Origin of the sequence: Arthrobacter sp. ZGTC131 (assembly GCF_002929275.1) — a bacterium.
GTDB lineage: Bacteria > Actinomycetota > Actinomycetes > Actinomycetales > Micrococcaceae > Arthrobacter.
Window position 1 is genome coordinate 380234 of record NZ_PJIK01000002.1, and the last position, 14830, is coordinate 395063.

The 14830-nt window shown below is 67.4% G+C and carries 15 protein-coding genes; 13 read left to right on the plus strand and 2 right to left on the minus strand.

Translation table 11 applies throughout. From position 1 onward, the window contains the following. The first annotated feature begins 21 nt into the window (after positions 1-21). The 4 genes from CXQ90_RS04785 to dapF all read left to right on the plus strand — a co-directional run bounded on the left by CXQ90_RS04785 (position 22) and on the right by dapF (position 4073). Positions 22-492 (plus strand): regulatory protein RecX, encoded by a 471-nt coding sequence (locus tag CXQ90_RS04785; RefSeq protein WP_104137463.1) that lies wholly within the window; start codon positions 22-24, stop codon positions 490-492. Positions 493-591: 99 nt separating this feature from the next. After that, entirely contained in the window at positions 592-2139 is a 1548-nt protein-coding gene (miaB, locus tag CXQ90_RS04790) for a tRNA (N6-isopentenyl adenosine(37)-C2)-methylthiotransferase MiaB (RefSeq protein ID WP_104137346.1), read from the plus strand. A 5-nt stretch (positions 2140-2144) separates the two neighbouring features. After that, a complete protein-coding gene (gene miaA / locus CXQ90_RS04795; RefSeq protein ID WP_258064361.1) occupies positions 2145-3083 on the plus strand; it encodes a tRNA (adenosine(37)-N6)-dimethylallyltransferase MiaA in 939 nt (312 codons plus the stop codon). Positions 3084-3128: 45 nt separating this feature from the next. Further along, a complete protein-coding gene (gene dapF, locus CXQ90_RS04800; RefSeq protein ID WP_104137348.1) occupies positions 3129-4073 on the plus strand; it encodes a diaminopimelate epimerase in 945 nt (314 codons plus the stop codon). On the opposite strand, the gene CXQ90_RS04805 is transcribed toward dapF, so the two are convergent. Further along, positions 4054-4668 carry a class I SAM-dependent methyltransferase gene (locus CXQ90_RS04805; protein WP_104137349.1) on the minus strand — a complete coding sequence of 205 codons (615 nt, stop codon included), beginning with the start codon at positions 4666-4668 and terminating at the stop codon, positions 4054-4056. The genes dapF and CXQ90_RS04805 overlap by 20 nt on opposite strands. Positions 4669-5021: 353 nt before the next feature. Here CXQ90_RS04805 and hflX point away from each other — a divergent pair, with 353 nt between their 5' ends. Continuing rightward, entirely contained in the window at positions 5022-6593 is a 1572-nt protein-coding gene (hflX, locus tag CXQ90_RS04810; protein ID WP_104137351.1) for a GTPase HflX, read from the plus strand. Continuing rightward, positions 6586-8643, plus strand: coding sequence for an ATP-dependent DNA helicase (locus CXQ90_RS04815; RefSeq protein WP_104137352.1), 2058 nt, complete (start codon positions 6586-6588; stop codon positions 8641-8643). The genes hflX and CXQ90_RS04815 overlap by 8 nt, the downstream gene beginning before the upstream one ends. Positions 8644-8681: 38 nt before the next feature. Here CXQ90_RS04815 and lexA read toward each other — a convergent pair whose 3' ends face one another. Then, complete coding sequence (lexA, locus tag CXQ90_RS04820; RefSeq protein WP_104137353.1) at positions 8682-9431, minus strand: transcriptional repressor LexA; 750 nt, start codon at positions 9429-9431, stop codon at positions 8682-8684. Positions 9432-9816: 385 nt separating this feature from the next. Between lexA and CXQ90_RS04825 the strand changes: the two genes are divergently transcribed. The 7 genes from CXQ90_RS04825 (at position 9817) to CXQ90_RS04850 (ending at position 14826) form a co-directional block, all read left to right on the plus strand. Beyond that, positions 9817-10206, plus strand: a complete 390-nt coding sequence (locus CXQ90_RS04825; RefSeq protein WP_104137355.1) for a LysM peptidoglycan-binding domain-containing protein — start codon at positions 9817-9819, stop codon at positions 10204-10206. Positions 10207-10286: 80 nt separating this feature from the next. Then, the gene (locus CXQ90_RS04830; protein WP_104137356.1) at positions 10287-11405 is read left to right on the plus strand and encodes a histidinol-phosphate transaminase; all 1119 of its coding nucleotides are present in this window, start codon (positions 10287-10289) and stop codon (positions 11403-11405) included. Positions 11406-11465: 60 nt separating this feature from the next. Continuing rightward, complete coding sequence (gene hisB, locus CXQ90_RS04835; protein ID WP_104137358.1) at positions 11466-12092, plus strand: imidazoleglycerol-phosphate dehydratase HisB; 627 nt, start codon at positions 11466-11468, stop codon at positions 12090-12092. Next, the gene (hisH, locus tag CXQ90_RS04840; RefSeq protein ID WP_104137359.1) at positions 12089-12886 is read left to right on the plus strand and encodes an imidazole glycerol phosphate synthase subunit HisH; all 798 of its coding nucleotides are present in this window, start codon (positions 12089-12091) and stop codon (positions 12884-12886) included. Before hisB ends, hisH begins: the two co-directional genes overlap by 4 nt. Continuing rightward, a complete protein-coding gene (locus CXQ90_RS22265; protein ID WP_181038424.1) occupies positions 12887-13045 on the plus strand; it encodes a hypothetical protein in 159 nt (52 codons plus the stop codon). 112 nt (positions 13046-13157) lie between these two features. After that, on the plus strand, positions 13158-13904 hold the full coding sequence (gene priA, locus CXQ90_RS04845; RefSeq protein WP_104137360.1) for a bifunctional 1-(5-phosphoribosyl)-5-((5-phosphoribosylamino)methylideneamino)imidazole-4-carboxamide isomerase/phosphoribosylanthranilate isomerase PriA: 747 nt from the start codon (positions 13158-13160) through the stop codon (positions 13902-13904). A gap of 13 nt (positions 13905-13917) precedes the next feature. Continuing rightward, a complete protein-coding gene (locus tag CXQ90_RS04850) occupies positions 13918-14826 on the plus strand; it encodes an SseB family protein (RefSeq protein WP_104137362.1) in 909 nt (302 codons plus the stop codon). Positions 14827-14830: the final 4 nt, after the last annotated feature.

Genomic DNA, 14830 nt, shown 5'->3' on the forward strand with positions numbered 1-14830 from the left:
AGGGAGCCAGACCCTGCGGCGGTGGCGCGCGCCATCGTGCTCCGCCAGCTGACCAGTTCGCCCAAGAGCAGGCTCCAGCTCGAGCGCAAGCTGGCGGAACGCAATGTTCCCGAGGACGTCGCCTCTGCAGTCTTGGACCGTTTTGAAGAGGTCCGGCTGGTTGACGACGCGGAGTTTGCCGACATGTGGGTGCGGAGCCGCTCGCAGACACGCAAGTTGGCCAAGGCTGCCCTCCGCAGGGAGCTGGCGGAAAAGGGCATCGAAGGGGACGTTGCGGTGTCGGCCCTGGCGCAGCTCAGCGACGAAGACGAGGAAGCGGCCGCCCGCCAGCTGGTGGAACGGCGCCTCCGGCCGGGGACTGACCTGTCAGACCGCTCTGAGCGTGACAAGGCCACGCGCCGTCTGGCGTCCATGCTTGCCCGTAAGGGGTACCAGCCGTCGCAGGCTTTCCGTATCGTCGGCGAGGTGCTCGACGCCGCATCAGGCGGCTAAGCGACATTCGGCTCAGGCCGCGGCCGCTCAGGCATCAGGCGGCCCAGGAGCCTGGCAACCCGGGCTGAGGGAGTTGGGTGCAGCCGGTACGCTTAACGGGTGAGTCTGACCTATCCTTCCCCCGCATCCGGCACCGTTCCAGCAACCGACGCCACCGCCGCGCCCCGCACCTACCAGGTGCGAACGTTCGGCTGCCAGATGAACGTCCACGACTCCGAGCGGATGGCGGGGATGCTCGAGGCCGCCGGCTACGTGCCTGCGGACGGCGCCCAGGCCGACGTCGTGGTGTTCAACACCTGCGCCGTCCGGGAAAACGCGGACAACAAGCTGTACGGCAACCTGGGCATGCTGGCGCCCATCAAGGAAGCCAACCCGGGCATGCAGATTGCCGTCGGCGGCTGCCTGGCCCAGAAGGACCGGGAAACCATCCTGAAGAAGGCGCCGTGGGTGGATGCCGTGTTCGGAACGCACAACGTGGGTGCCCTGCCGGCGCTCCTGGACCGGGCCCGCCACAACAACGAAGCACAGCTCGAGATCCTCGAGTCGCTGGACGTCTTTCCGTCGACCCTGCCCACCAAGCGCGACTCCGTGTACTCGGGTTGGGTGTCCATCTCCGTGGGCTGCAACAACACCTGCACGTTCTGCATCGTCCCCGCCCTGCGGGGCAAGGAGAAGGACCGCCGGCCCGGGGACATCCTCGCCGAGGTGCAGGCCCTGGTGGATGACGGCGCCATCGAGGTGACGCTCCTGGGCCAGAACGTCAACTCGTACGGCGTGGAATTCGGCGACCGCCAGGCGTTCTCCAAGCTGCTTCGCGCCTGCGGCGAGATCCCGGGACTGGAAAGGGTCCGTTTTACGAGCCCCCACCCGGCGGCGTTCACCGACGACGTCATCGACGCCATGGCCGAAACGAGCAACGTCATGCCCCAGCTGCACATGCCGCTCCAGTCGGGCTCGGACAAGGTCCTCCGCGACATGAAGCGGTCCTACCGCTCCGCGAAGTTCCTCGGAATCCTGGACAAGGTCAGGGCGAAGATTCCGCACGCGGCGATCTCGACCGACATCATCGTCGGCTTCCCGGGGGAGACGGAAGAGGACTTCCAAGCCACCCTTGACGTCGTCGAACAGTCACGTTTCGCCACGGCCTTCACTTTCCAGTACTCCAAGCGGCCCGGCACACCGGCCGCTGACCTGCCGGACCAGCTGCCCAAGGCTGTGGTGCAGGAACGCTTTGAACGGCTTACGGCCCTTCAGGACCGCATTGCCGCCGAGGAGAACGCGAAGCAGCTCGGACGCCGCCTCGAGGTCATGGTCACCGCCCAGTCCGGCCGCAAGGCGGAGGAGACCCACCGGCTCTCGGGGCGCTCCCAGGACCAGCGGCTCGTCCACTTCTCCGTCCCCGCCGGAGCCCCGGCGCCCCGCCCGGGCGACCTCGTGACAGTCACGGTGACGGAAGCAGCTGCATTCCACCTCGTCGCTGATCCGGCAACGCCCGCGGACTACTCCCTGCGGCGTTCACGCGCGGGCGACGCCTGGGACAGGGCCCAGGCTGACTCCTGCGGCGCCCCCGCACCGGGCTCCACCGGCACTACGGGGAAGACCGGCGTGTCGCTGGGCATGCCCTCCCTTCCGGTCCGGAGCCGCTAATTAACGTGGACGAAAGTTCCGGAGCCGTGGGCGTCCCGGCGGTCAGCCCGGAACGGCCGCCCGTCATAGCCGTCGTCGGGCCCACCGGCTCGGGAAAGTCCGACCTCGCCGTCGAACTCGCCCTGGCCCTGGACGGCGAAGTCATCAACGCCGATGCCATGCAGTTTTACCGGGGCATGGACATCGGCACGGCCAAGATCACCGATGCCGAGCGCAGGGGAGTCCCGCACCACCTGCTGGACATTATGGACGTCACCCAGGAAGCGTCGGTGTCCGATTTCCAGCGGCTGGCAAGGGACGCCGTCGCCGATATCCACAGCCGCGGCAAGCGGGCCATCCTGGCCGGCGGGTCCGGCCTGTACGTGCGGGCCGCCCTCGACGTCCTGGAGTTCCCCGGTACCGACCCCGAAATCCGCGGCCGGCTCGAGCAGGAGCACGCGTCCGTCGGGACGGCCCCACTGCTGGAGCGCCTGCGGGCCGTTGACCCGGTGTCCGCCGGGCGGCTCGGTGACGGCCGCCGAATCATTCGCGCGCTCGAGGTCTTCGAGCTGACAGGGCGGCCGTTCAGCTCCTTCATGCCGACCCGGGAGTACGTCCAGCCTGCGGTGCAGATCGGCCTTGAGGTGGACCGGGAGTTGCTCCGCGCGCGGCTGGCCGAACGCGTCCACCGGATGGTGGAGCGCGGACTGCTGGCGGAGGTTGAACGGCTCGATGCGGCCGGGCTGCGCCGGGGCAGGACCGCGCCCCGCGCCCTGGGCTACGCCCAGTTCCTCAAGGTCCTCGACGGCGAGGCGGACATCGCACAGGCCACCGAGGAGACCATAGTGGCCACGAGGCAGTTCGCCCGCCGCCAGCTCACCTGGTTCCGTGCCGACCCCCGCATCAGCTGGCTCGACTGGCAGGATCCCGCCCTCGCTGCCAAGGCCGCGGCGCTTTGCTCCTGAGGGCCCGTTTTCCGGACCCCGACGGCGTGCAGGTAACCTTGAGCCATGGATGAAACCCTTGCAGAAACAGCTGAGTCCGCCATCTCGGAACTGAGCGGCCTCCGCTTTTCCAAGGGCCACGGCACGGGTAACGACTTCGTCCTGATCGCCGACCCCGAGGGCCTGCACTCCATCTCCCCTGAGCAGGTTGCAGTGCTGTGCGACCGGCACCGCGGTATCGGCGGCGACGGGCTTATCCGTGCCGTCCCTTCCCGGCTTCTTGACGAAGGCCGGCAGCTGCTTACGTCCCACCCCGACGCCGAATGGTTCATGGACTACCGGAACGGGGACGGCTCACTGTCGGAGATGTGCGGCAACGGGGTCCGCGTGTTCGTCCACTTCCTCCTCGCCGAAGGCCTGGCAGAGCTCCCGGCCGGCGGTTCGCTCACCATCGGTACACGCGGAGGGGCCAAGACCATTGTCCGCACGCTGAACGGATACGCCGTCGACATGGGCCCGTGGGAGTTCATTTTCCCGGCTGAGGCAGCGGCGCGCGCCATGGATTCCCTCGTCGGCGCCGACGGCCTGGAAGTGCCGCGCCCGGCTCTGTCCGTCAGCATGGGCAACCCGCATACGGTCGTCGCGCTGGCTGAACTCTCCGAGCTGGAGGGCATGCGGCTTTTCACAGCGCCGCATGTCGACCCCACCCCGCCCCACGGAACCAACGTCGAGTTCGTCGTCCCGGCAGAGCCGCTGGTCCACGACGGCGTCGGCACAGTGACCATGCGGGTCCATGAGCGCGGCGTCGGCGAGACGCAGTCGTGCGGAACCGGAGCGTGTGCCGCGGCTGTGGCTATCCGTCACTGGGCCGGGCAGGGCGCACCGGACGCCTGGTACGTGAAGGTGCCGGGCGGCGTCGTCGGGGTTAAGTTTTTCACCGTGGCCGACGGCCGCGAGCACGTGGAGCTCAGCGGACCGGCAGCGATCGTTGCTACCGGGACGCTTTCCTGACGCGCAGGATCCGGAACGACTTCGACGTGCTCTCCCGGCTTACGGTGAACGAGTCATCGAGTGCTTCGGCCAGCCAGCGCTGCAGGGAATCCGAGCCGAGGTTCTTCTGAACCACGAGCCAGGCGGAGCCGCCCGGGGCCAGGCGAGGCAGCCAGAGCAGCAGCAGTGAATGCAGTTCGTCCTTGCCGATCCGGATGGGCGGATTGGACCAGATGGTGTCGAAGCGCAGCTCCGGATCAACATTTTCCGGGGTGCTGGCCGTGACGTTGTCCAGGCCAAGCAGGGCAGCGTTCCCGGTGGTGAGCGCGATGCATCGCTCGTTGACGTCCACGGCGTAAACCCGTGCATGCGGAGCGCGCAGCGCCATCGTCAATGCAATCGGACCCCACCCGCAGCCGATGTCCAGCAGGTTTCCCTGCGGAGCCGGCGCGGGAACTTCCGCCAGCAGAACAGCCGTGCCTTTGTCGATGCCGTCCGGGCTGAAGATGCCGGAGGAGGTCTGCAGATTCCGCGTTTCACCCGCCAGTTCCACCGTGAGGGGCTTGCGGGTGAAGGGCCCCGCGGGCGAGGCGCTGAAATAGTGGGCAGACTCCATAACTGGCCAGATTAGTGGGCCACCCGCCCACAAGGGAAACCGGGCCGGGACGTCTGCTAGTCTGTAAGGCATGTTCTTGATCTTTGAGTAGCCGGCCCCGTCAGGCTGGCCGAGCAGCCGCCGTCCCGGCGGTCGGCACGGGCAGTGACTTACCCTCCCGGTGCGATGCAGGCATTAGCCTTCCGCCCGGCGCGCCGCAACACCCCCACTCAGATCAATTGACCGGCCCAGGCCTATGCGCCGGGCCTCACAGGAGACTCTCCATGACCCCTCGCCGTCAGCCCAGCGCGAATACCGCGCCCAAGGGCAGCAATCAGCACTATTCTGAAGATGCAGAACCTTTTAAGGAGACCATGACCAGTCAGCAAAACCCCGGATCCGAACCGGCAGCCCAGGACATGAGTCCTGAGGAAATCCAAGCTGTCATCGACCGGATCCTCGCCAAGGACGTCCCGGCCAAGAACGCCGCCCCGGCGGACGGCTCCGGCGACAGGTCGGTATTCGGCAAGGCGCAGGCGATTTCCCGGCTCGACGAGGAACACAGCCTGTTCGACGGCGATCAGCAGGATCTCGAGGAACGCCGGGCACTGCGCCGCACGGCGGGGCTCTCCACCGAACTCGAAGACGTCACCGAAGTCGAGTACCGGCAGCTGCGGCTGGAGCGTGTGGTACTGGCCGGACTGTGGACGGAAGGCACCCTGGCCGACGCCGAGAACTCGCTGCGCGAACTTGCCGCGCTGGCGGAAACCGCAGGCTCCGAGGTGCTCGACGGGCTGGTCCAGCGCCGCGCCAAGCCCGACCCCGGCACATTCCTCGGCTCCGGCAAAGCCCTGGAACTCAAGGACATCGTGATGTCCACCGGTGCGGACACCGTGGTGGTGGACGCCGAACTGGCACCGTCCCAGCGCCGTGGACTCGAGGACATCGTCAAGGTCAAGGTCATCGACCGCACTGCGCTCATTCTCGACATCTTCGCCCAACACGCCAAGAGCCGCGAAGGCAAGGCCCAAGTGGAGCTGGCCCAGCTGGAATACCTCCTCCCGCGCCTCCGCGGCTGGGGCGAGTCCATGTCCCGCCAGGCCGGTGGCCAGGTGGGCGGCGCCGGCGCCGGCATGGGGTCACGTGGTCCGGGTGAAACCAAGATCGAACTGGACCGGCGGCGGATCCGGACGCGGATGGCCAAGCTGCGGCGTGAAATCGCCGCGATGAAGCCGGCCCGGGAAACCAAGCGGGCCAACCGCCGTCGCAATGCGGTGCCGTCGGTCGCTATCGCCGGGTACACCAACGCCGGAAAGTCCTCCCTGCTGAACCGGCTCACGGACGCCGGCGTCCTGGTGGAGAACGCCCTGTTCGCCACCTTGGACCCCACCGTCCGCAAGACCGAAACCGCTGACGGGCTGGGCTATACGCTGGCGGACACCGTGGGGTTCGTGCGTTCGCTTCCCACGCAGCTCGTGGAGGCGTTCCGTTCCACCCTCGAGGAAGTCGCGGATTCGGACCTGATCCTTCACGTCGTGGACGTCTCCCACCCCGATCCCGAGGGACAGATCGCCGCCGTGCGCTCTGTCTTTGCCGAGGTGGACGCCCGCAAGGTGCCCGAGATCATCGTGCTCAACAAGGCGGATGCAGCAGATCCGTTCGTCGTGGAGCGGCTGAAGCAGCGCGAGCCGCGCCACGTCGTGGTGTCCGCCCGCACCGGCCAAGGCATCCCGGAGCTGCTGAAGGCCATCAGCGAGTCCATCCCGCGGCCCAGCGTCAAGATGGAACTGCTCGTCCCGTACCACCGCGGCGACCTGATCAGTAAGCTCCACGACTCCGACGCGGAGATCCTGAGCCTGGAGCACGAAGAGGGCGGCACTCGCGCCGTGGTCATGGTCCGGGAAGGCCTCGCGGCTGAACTGGAATCCTTTATCAGCAATGACTGAGCGGGCGGCGGACCACGCCGATGCCAACGCCGGCGAGCAGTTCGTCATCGAACTGCTCGACCGCGCGGTGGCCGGCATGGGCGGTCAGAGCCGCAGCGGCCAGCATGAGATGGCCCGTCAGGTGGCCCGGGCGATCGAAACCGGGGATCACCTGCTGGTCCAGGCGGGTACAGGTACGGGTAAGTCGCTCGCGTACCTCATCCCGCTGATCGCCCACTCGCTGGAAAGCGACAAGCCCACCCTGGTGTCAACGGCCACCCTGGCGCTGCAGACCCAGATCGTGGGCCGGGACCTTCCCCGGCTGCTGAAGACCATCACCCCGGCCCTGGACCGGCCCGTCAAGATCGCGCTCGTCAAGGGCCGGTCCAACTACGTGTGCCGGCACAAGCTTGAGGGCGGCTTCCCCTCGGAGGAGCCTTCCGAAGGCCAGCTCTTCTCCCTGGGCGAGGACACCAGCGTGCCGCATTTCGCCGCGGCCATGGGCGGGCCGTCGTCGCAGCTCGGCAAGGAAGTGGTCCGGCTCCGCGAGTGGGCGGAAAAGACCGCCACGGGGGACCGCGACGAACTCCTCCCAGGCGTGACGGACCGGGCCTGGCGACAGGTCTCGGTCACTTCCATGGAATGCCTCGGGGCGCAGAAGTGCCCGCTGGCGGCGGAGTGTTTCAGTGAACTCGCGCGGCACAACGCCGCCGAGGCCGACGTCGTGGTCACCAACCACGCGATGCTCGCGGTCAGCGCCTTTGAGGGCCTGGCCGTACTGCCCGAATACGACGTCGTCGTGGTGGACGAAGCCCACGAACTCCAAGATAGGGTGACCGGAGCCGTCTCCGGGCAGCTGTCGGTGGCCATGGTCCACGCGGCCGCCTCGGGCGCGCGCAAGCACACCGGCATCACCGTGGATGCGCTCAACACCGCCGCCGCGAACCTCGAACTCGCCATCGCCGCGGTGCCCAGCGGCCTGCTCCCGAACGGGCTCAATGACGAACAGCTGGACTGCGTGGACCAGCTCCGCGAGGCGTGTCGGGCCGCTTTGTCCGATTCCAAGGGGGACAGCAACAACACGCCCGACGGCGGGCGGCAGCTCGCGCGCTCGCGCCTCCTGGTGATTCTGGAGCTGTGTGAACGGCTGCTGGCGTCGCGGGAAAACCGTGAGGTGGTGTGGTTCTCGCGGAACAGCACCTTCGATCCGCAGCAGGGCTATTCGGCGCCGGACGAATCGTCGCCCGCCCTCATCAATATCGCCCCGCTTAGCGTCGCGGGCAGGCTGCGGGAAGGCCTGTTCGCCGGCCACACCGTGGTGCTGACATCAGCCACCCTCGCTATTGGCTCCGCTTTCGAACCCGCGGCCGGCGGGCTCGGCCTCGTGGGCGAGGGCGCGCCGAGCTGGACCGGTGTGGACGTTGGCTCTCCCTTCGACTATCCGAAGCAGGGCATCCTGTATGTGGCCGGCCACCTGCCCAAGCCGGGCAGGGGAACCTCGCCTGAGGCCCTCGACGAGCTTGAATCGCTGATCCGCGCCTCCGGCGGCGGGGCCCTGTGCCTCTTTTCGTCGAGGCGTGCCGCCGAGGACGCGGCCGAGGCACTGCGCCCCCGGCTGGACCTCAGCATCCTGTGCCAGGGCGATTCGACCATGACGGCCCTCGTCAAGCAGTTCGCCGACGAGCCGGACACCTGCCTGTTCGGAACCATGTCCCTCTGGCAGGGCGTGGATGTCCCGGGCGGCTCGTGCCGGCTCGTGGTGATTGACAGGATCCCGTTCCCGCGGCCCGACGACCCGCTGATGACCGCACGCTCCCGGGCTGTTGCCCAGGCCGGCGGCAACGGGTTCATGTCGGTGTCGGCCACGCACGCGGCGATCAGGCTCGCCCAGGGCGCCGGACGACTGATCCGGTCCACTGACGACAAGGGCGTGGTGGCGGTACTGGATTCGAGGCTGTCCACCGAGCGCTATGGAGCTTTCCTCCGTGCCGCGCTTCCGCCGTTCTGGCCGACCACCGACCGAAAGATCGCCATGGCTGCCCTGGAGAGGCTGGCAGGCGCCCGGTCCTAGGCGCCGCGCGGTCCTAGGTACGGCGCGGTTCCAAGTACCTAGAGCGAACGCAGTACGGAGACCACTTTGCCCATGACCACGGCGTGGTCACCCAGAATGGGTTCGTACTGGGTGTTTTGCGGAAGCAGCCAGGTGTGCCCGTCCCGCTGGCGGAACGTTTTAACGGTCGCTTCGTCGTCGAGAAGGGCAGCGACGATGTCGCCGTTTGCGGCGTCGCTTTGCCGCCTGACCACCACCCAGTCGCCGTCGCAGATGGCGGCATCCACCATGGAATCGCCGGCTACCCTCAGCATGAACAGTTCGCCGTGGCCCACGAGCTGGCGCGGCAGCGGCATGAGGTCTTCCACCACCTGATCCGCGAGGATGGGCCCGCCCGCCGCGATCCGGCCGACCAGCGGCACCATGGCCGTGTCCATGGCGCTGGGCAGTTGCGAAACTGTTCCGTCTCCCGCGCTGTGGAGCGCGGCATCCTTCTCCGCGGCCGGGGCCTTCGCTCCGCCCGCGTCCAGGGTGAGCGGCATGAGCACTTCCATGGCCCGGGGGCGCTTGGGGTCGCGCCGCAGGTAACCGAGTTTCTCCAGCTGCGAGAGCTGGTGCGTGACGCTGGACAGGCTGGCTAGGCCAACGGTGTCGCCGATTTCCCGCATGGACGGCGGGTACCCGTTCTCATTGACCGACCGCTGGATTGTTTCCAGGATCCTCTTCTGCCGGACGGTGAGTCCCTTGGGTGTCCGCTGAGACCGCTGGCTGCGCTGGGGAGCCGTGCCGCCGGAGGCTTGTGCTGCCATGTTTGCCAACGCCTTTCATTCCACCCGGCATCCGTGGCTGCAGTTGCCGGGAACTTCCGGACTGAAATTGTCAGACCCTGCTGATCAACTGCAGATGTGGTTGTTCTTTGATTCCAAACGTAGGCCAGCCCTACGGGTTTTTCAAACATTTGTTCTAGCGAGTCTCGACTTAATTCGTTGATAAGTGCTAAAACTAAGGAAAGCAAAGTTCGAACATGTGTTCTAGTCCAGGTGCGGGGCCGCGGGGTTATTCGAATATCCCGGCGATCGGCCAGCGGACGGGCACAAACCGGGCAGCACAGATTGGTCCAGGAGGGCTCAGGTCATGTCAGCTTCAACAGTCATGTCAACGTCAACAACCGCTCGGCGCTCAGTTTCGCGGGGCATGAAAAAAGCGGAGCGGAAGAAGCTCCGGCAGGGTTCCCTGCCGGGTACGCCGGTGCGCGGTCAGGCCGTCAAGCCGCCGCGGCTGCGGCTCACGCGCCGCGGCCGGATCGTCCTGATTGGGCTGCCGCTGGTCCTGCTGGCCGCCATTCTGCTGTCCCTGGCCGGACTGCTGAACTCGCCGGCCAAGGCGGCCGACACCTCCAGCGGACTGGCAGTAACGCCGGCGGTGTCCGTCACGGTGCAGCCGGGGGAATCCCTGTGGGCCATCGCCGGAGCGGTGGACCCCGGCCGGGACCCGCGCGATGTCATCGCGGATATTGTCCAGCTGAACGATCTGGACGGCGGCCGGGTCATGCCGGGCCAGCAGCTCTTTGTTCCATCCAAGTAATCAGGGAACCTGCGGGGTTCGGACCCCGCCACATTTGTCACAGTTTCAGCCGCGCCGTCCGAGGCACTTAAACTGTTCAGGTGAGTGACCAGCTTGAGCGACTGAACCGATTGCCCCTCCGGACCAACCTGAGGGGGCTGACACCCTACGGTGCGCCGCAGCTTGACGTCCCCATTCTGCTCAACGTCAACGAGAACACGCACGGCGTGCCGGCTGATGTCAGGGCCGCCATCTCCGTAGCCGTGACCGAGGCCGCCGCGGGCCTGAACCGCTATCCGGACCGTGAATTCACCGAACTCCGGGAAGCCCTTGCCGAATACCTTGGCCACGGGCTTGGCGCCGAGAACATCTGGGCTGCCAACGGCTCCAACGAAGTCCTCCAGCAGATTCTCCAGGCCTTCGGCGGGCCAGGGCGCACGGCGCTCGGTTTCCCGCCCACGTACTCCATGTACCCGCTGCTCGCCAGCGGAACCGACACAGCCTACCTCGCCGGCAAGCGCGCCGGGGACTACGGCCTGAGCGCCGAGGACGCGGCCCGCCAGGTCCGTGAACTCCAGCCGAACATCGTGTTCCTCTGCTCACCCAACAACCCCACCGGCACCGGCCTCGGCCTGGATGTGGTGGGGGCGGTCTATGAAGCCGGCGAGGACAGCCAGACCGTCGTGATCGTGGACGAGGCGTACCACGAGTTTGCCCACGACGGCACCCCCAGCGCCCTCACCCTGCTGCCGGGCCGGGAGCGGCTCATCGTCTCCCGGACCATGAGCAAGGCGTTCGCTCTGGCCGGGGCCCGGCTCGGCTACATGGCGGCGGCGCCGGAAGTGACCGACGCCTTGCGCCTCGTCCGCCTGCCGTACCACCTGTCGGCCATTACCCAGGCGACGGCCCTCGCGGCACTCCACCACCGCGAGGCGCTCATGGCGGACGTCCAGGACATCAAGCGGCAACGCGACCGCATCGTCACTGAACTGACGCGGATGGGCCTGCGGCCGGCTGCATCGGATTCCAACTACGTCTTTTTCGGCGGCCTGGAAAACCCCCACGACGTCTGGCAGGCGCTGCTGGATGCGGGCGTGCTGATCAGGGACGTCGGCATCCCCGGGCACCTGCGGGTCACGGCCGGAACTGAGACGGAAACCACAGCATTCCTGGAGGCGCTGGAAAGCATCCTGGCCAGGCAGGCGGCGCTTCCGGCCTAAACTTGAGCGTAGACCAAGCAACGCCTGCACTCTCCTTCGTCAAAAAGGACACCTATCACCATGAGCGACACCGGAATCAAGGCTGCCGAGGCCCGCACTGCACGCCTGGAGCGTGCCACCAGCGAATCTTCGGTGCTGGTGGAGATCAACCTCGACGGCACCGGAGTGTCGGACATCAGCACCTCCGTCCCGTTCTACGACCACATGCTGACCGCGCTGTGCAAGCACTCACTCATCGACATGACCGTCAAGGCCACCGGCGACATCCACATTGACGTGCACCACACGGTCGAAGACGTTGCTATCACCTTCGGCGAGGTGCTGCGCATCGCCCTCGGAAACAAGGCTGGTATCCGCCGCTTCGGCGAGGCCACGGTGCCGCTGGACGAAGCCCTCGCGCACGCCGTTGTGGACGTTTCCGGCCGGCCGTACCTGGTGCACGGCGGTGAACCTGCGGGGCAGGAGTACCACCTGATCGGCGGCCACTTCACGGGATCACTCACCAGGCACGTCTTCGAGGCCATCACGCTGCACGCGGGCATCTGCCTGCACATGAACGTCATCGCCGGCCGCGATCCGCACCACATCGTCGAGGCCCAGTTCAAGGCCTTCGCCAGGGCACTGCGCGCGGCCGTGGAACCGGACCCCCGCGTTGAGGGCATTCCGTCCACCAAGGGTGCACTGTGACCGGCAAGGTGTTGCGGGAGGGCGCCATCATCGATCCTTCAGCCACCCTCAAGCCGGCGTCCCCGGAGGGCAAGCCGACGGTCACGGTGCTGGACTATGGTTCCGGCAATGTCCGTTCCGCCGTCCGTGCCCTTGAGCGCGCCGGCGCCGAGGTCATCCTGAGTTCCAAAGCCGAGGACGTTCTCAACGCGGACGGCCTGCTGGTTCCCGGCGTGGGCGCCTTCGAAACCGTAATGCGCGAGCTCAAAGCAGTGGACGCGATCCGGATGATCGGCCGCCGCGTCGCCGGTGGCCGTCCCGTCATGGCGATCTGCGTTGGCCTCCAGGTCCTGTTCGAGGCAGGCGTCGAACACGGAACCGAAGCTGAGGGCATGGGGGAGTGGCCGGGCAAGGTCGAACTCCTGCCCGCAGAGGTCGTTCCGCACATGGGCTGGAACACCGTCAAGGTCCCGGAAGGCTCCAGGCTTTTCGAAGGCGTGGAGTCCGAGCGCTTTTACTTCGTGCACTCTTACGGCGTCCAGGACTGGGACTTCGACGTCGTACAGCCCCGTATGGCTCCGCCGCTCGTGACGTGGTCGGAGCACGGCGCGCCCTTCATCGCCGCCGTCGAGAACGGACCGCTGTGCGCAACCCAGTTCCACCCGGAAAAGTCGGGGGATGCCGGCGCAAGGCTTTTGAAGAACTGGGTGGACGGGCTCCGGAGCCACCAGCACCGGCACGCAGCCCCCGCGGCGGGCGCCGCGCCGGCGGACACCACGCCGGCTGGCTCGGCAGCACCTGTGGCGGACGTCTAGATGTGGTCCATCGTGCTGATGGGCCTCGCCGGCCTGCTGGTCGGCGGCGCACTGTCCTTTCGGCAGCAGAAGAAGCCGCTCTGGACGCAGATCGGGTTCTACGTGCTGGCAGTCATGTCGCTGCTGGCCGCGTACCTGCTGACCCTGCCCGGCCAATAGCCCGCACCGGCCGGACTCTCCGGCGGCAAGGCGCTTGACGCAAACAACAGCGCTCCACGGAAACAACAGCAGCTTCATGGAAACAGCGCTACACGAGAACTGAGGACACGAGATGATCAGCCAAACCGAGCTTCCTGTACTGGAACTGCTCCCCGCAGTCGACGTCGTGAACGGCCAGGCTGTCCGCCTGGTGCAAGGTGAAGCCGGCAGCGAGACGAGCTACGGCACTCCGCTGGAGGCGGCCCTCAACTGGCAGGAGCAGGGCGCGGAATGGGTCCACCTGGTGGATCTGGACGCTGCGTTCGGCCGAGGCTCCAATGCCGAACTCCTGCGCGAAGTGGTGGGCCGGCTGGACATCAACGTTGAATTGTCCGGCGGGCTGCGCGACGACGAGTCGCTGGAAAAGGCGCTGGACCTGGGCGTGGCCCGTGTGAATCTCGGCACTGCCGCCCTGGAAAATCCGGACTGGACGGCGCGGGCCATCGAGCGCTTCGGCGACCGGATCGCCGTCGGACTGGATGTCCGCGGCACCACGCTCGCCGGCCGTGGCTGGACGAAAGAAGGCGGCGACCTCTGGGACGTCCTGGCCCGCCTCGAGGACGCCGGCTGCGCCCGTTACGTGGTCACCGATGTCACCAAGGACGGCACCCTCCAGGGACCCAACGTCGAACTGCTGCGGCAGATGGTCGAGAAGACCGGCAAGCCCGTGGTGGCCTCCGGGGGCATCTCCAGCCTTGATGACCTCAAGGTCCTCCGCTCACTGGTTCCGCTCGGCGTCGAGGGTGCCATCGTCGGCAAGGCCCTGTACGCCGGGGCATTCACCCTCCCGGAGGCCCTCGACGTCGCCGGCCGCCGCTAGGCAGCGCCTCCTCATGGCCGAGCACGGACGGACGCCCGAGGGAGCGGAAAGCGCAGAGGAACAGGCTCCGGTGCGCCGCCTTCCGGGGCATATCCAGGCTGCCCTTGCCGGTGCCGGCGGTGCAACCGATTCCGCCGGCCAGCCCTGGGCCGGCCGCAGCCTAGAGGGTGAGAACGCCAGCATCCACAACTTCGAGGACGACGACGGCACAGCGGACGCGGGGTACCTCGCCGCCGTCTCGGGTCTCCTCACGGGCGACGGCGACGAAGGCGCCGTCGTATTGTCGCTGGCCACAGCGCGCGTTTTCGTTCCGATCGTGGCCCAGCTGGCCGAGGAAGCCGAAGGCGTGGACGGGCTGCATGCGGACAAGCAGGCGGACATGGCACTGGTGACGCTGAAGGCGCCCGACGGCCGTCTGGCCATGCCGGTGTTCAGCTCAGCCGAGGCCCTGGCAGCGTGGCACCCCGAGGCGAGGCCGGTTGCGGTTTACGCGGCGCGGGCGGCGTTGTCCGCCGTGGCCGAAGGTGCTGAGCTGCTGGTGGTGGATCCGGGATCCGAGGTCACCTTCGTGGTGCGGCGTCCGGCTGTCTGGGCGCTGGCGCAGCAGAAGGTGTGGGTACCTGCCTACCGCGATGCCGAGCTGGCAGCAGTGCTGCGTTCCGCCGCGGAAGCCCGTCCGGCGGTCCGCGGCCTGGACGTCCTTCCCGGCGGAGGCGTGGCGGCAGCAACGGCCTCGGGTGCCCGGATGGACGGTGGCGGGCCGGGGCCGGAACTGCGCGTGGTGCTCTATCTTGAGGACGGGCTGGATGCCGCCGCGGTCCAGTCCCTCGTTGCCGGCCTCCAAAGCGACTGGAGCCGGAATGTATTGTTTGGTGAGCGTGTTGACTCGATCGAAGTCAAGCTAAGGCGCGCCACGCAGTAGCCGG

Bases quoted from the DNA above. Each gene is read 5' to 3' on its own strand.
- CXQ90_RS22265 (WP_181038424.1), top strand. From the start codon at position 12,887: ATGTGGTCCATCGTGCTGATGGGCCTCGCCGGCCTGCTGGTCGGCGGC.
- lexA (WP_104137353.1), bottom strand. From the start codon at position 9,431: ATGGCAGCACAAGCCTCCGGCGGCACGGCTCCCCAGCGCAGCCAGCGG.
- CXQ90_RS04805 (WP_104137349.1), bottom strand. From the start codon at position 4,668: ATGGAGTCTGCCCACTATTTCAGCGCCTCGCCCGCGGGGCCCTTCACC.
- CXQ90_RS04825 (WP_104137355.1), top strand. From the start codon at position 9,817: ATGAAAAAAGCGGAGCGGAAGAAGCTCCGGCAGGGTTCCCTGCCGGGT.
- dapF (WP_104137348.1), top strand. From the start codon at position 3,129: ATGGATGAAACCCTTGCAGAAACAGCTGAGTCCGCCATCTCGGAACTG.
- hisB (WP_104137358.1), top strand. From the start codon at position 11,466: ATGAGCGACACCGGAATCAAGGCTGCCGAGGCCCGCACTGCACGCCTG.
- CXQ90_RS04850 (WP_104137362.1), top strand. From the start codon at position 13,918: ATGGCCGAGCACGGACGGACGCCCGAGGGAGCGGAAAGCGCAGAGGAA.
- priA (WP_104137360.1), top strand. From the start codon at position 13,158: ATGATCAGCCAAACCGAGCTTCCTGTACTGGAACTGCTCCCCGCAGTC.
- CXQ90_RS04815 (WP_104137352.1), top strand. From the start codon at position 6,586: ATGACTGAGCGGGCGGCGGACCACGCCGATGCCAACGCCGGCGAGCAG.
- hflX (WP_104137351.1), top strand. From the start codon at position 5,022: ATGACCAGTCAGCAAAACCCCGGATCCGAACCGGCAGCCCAGGACATG.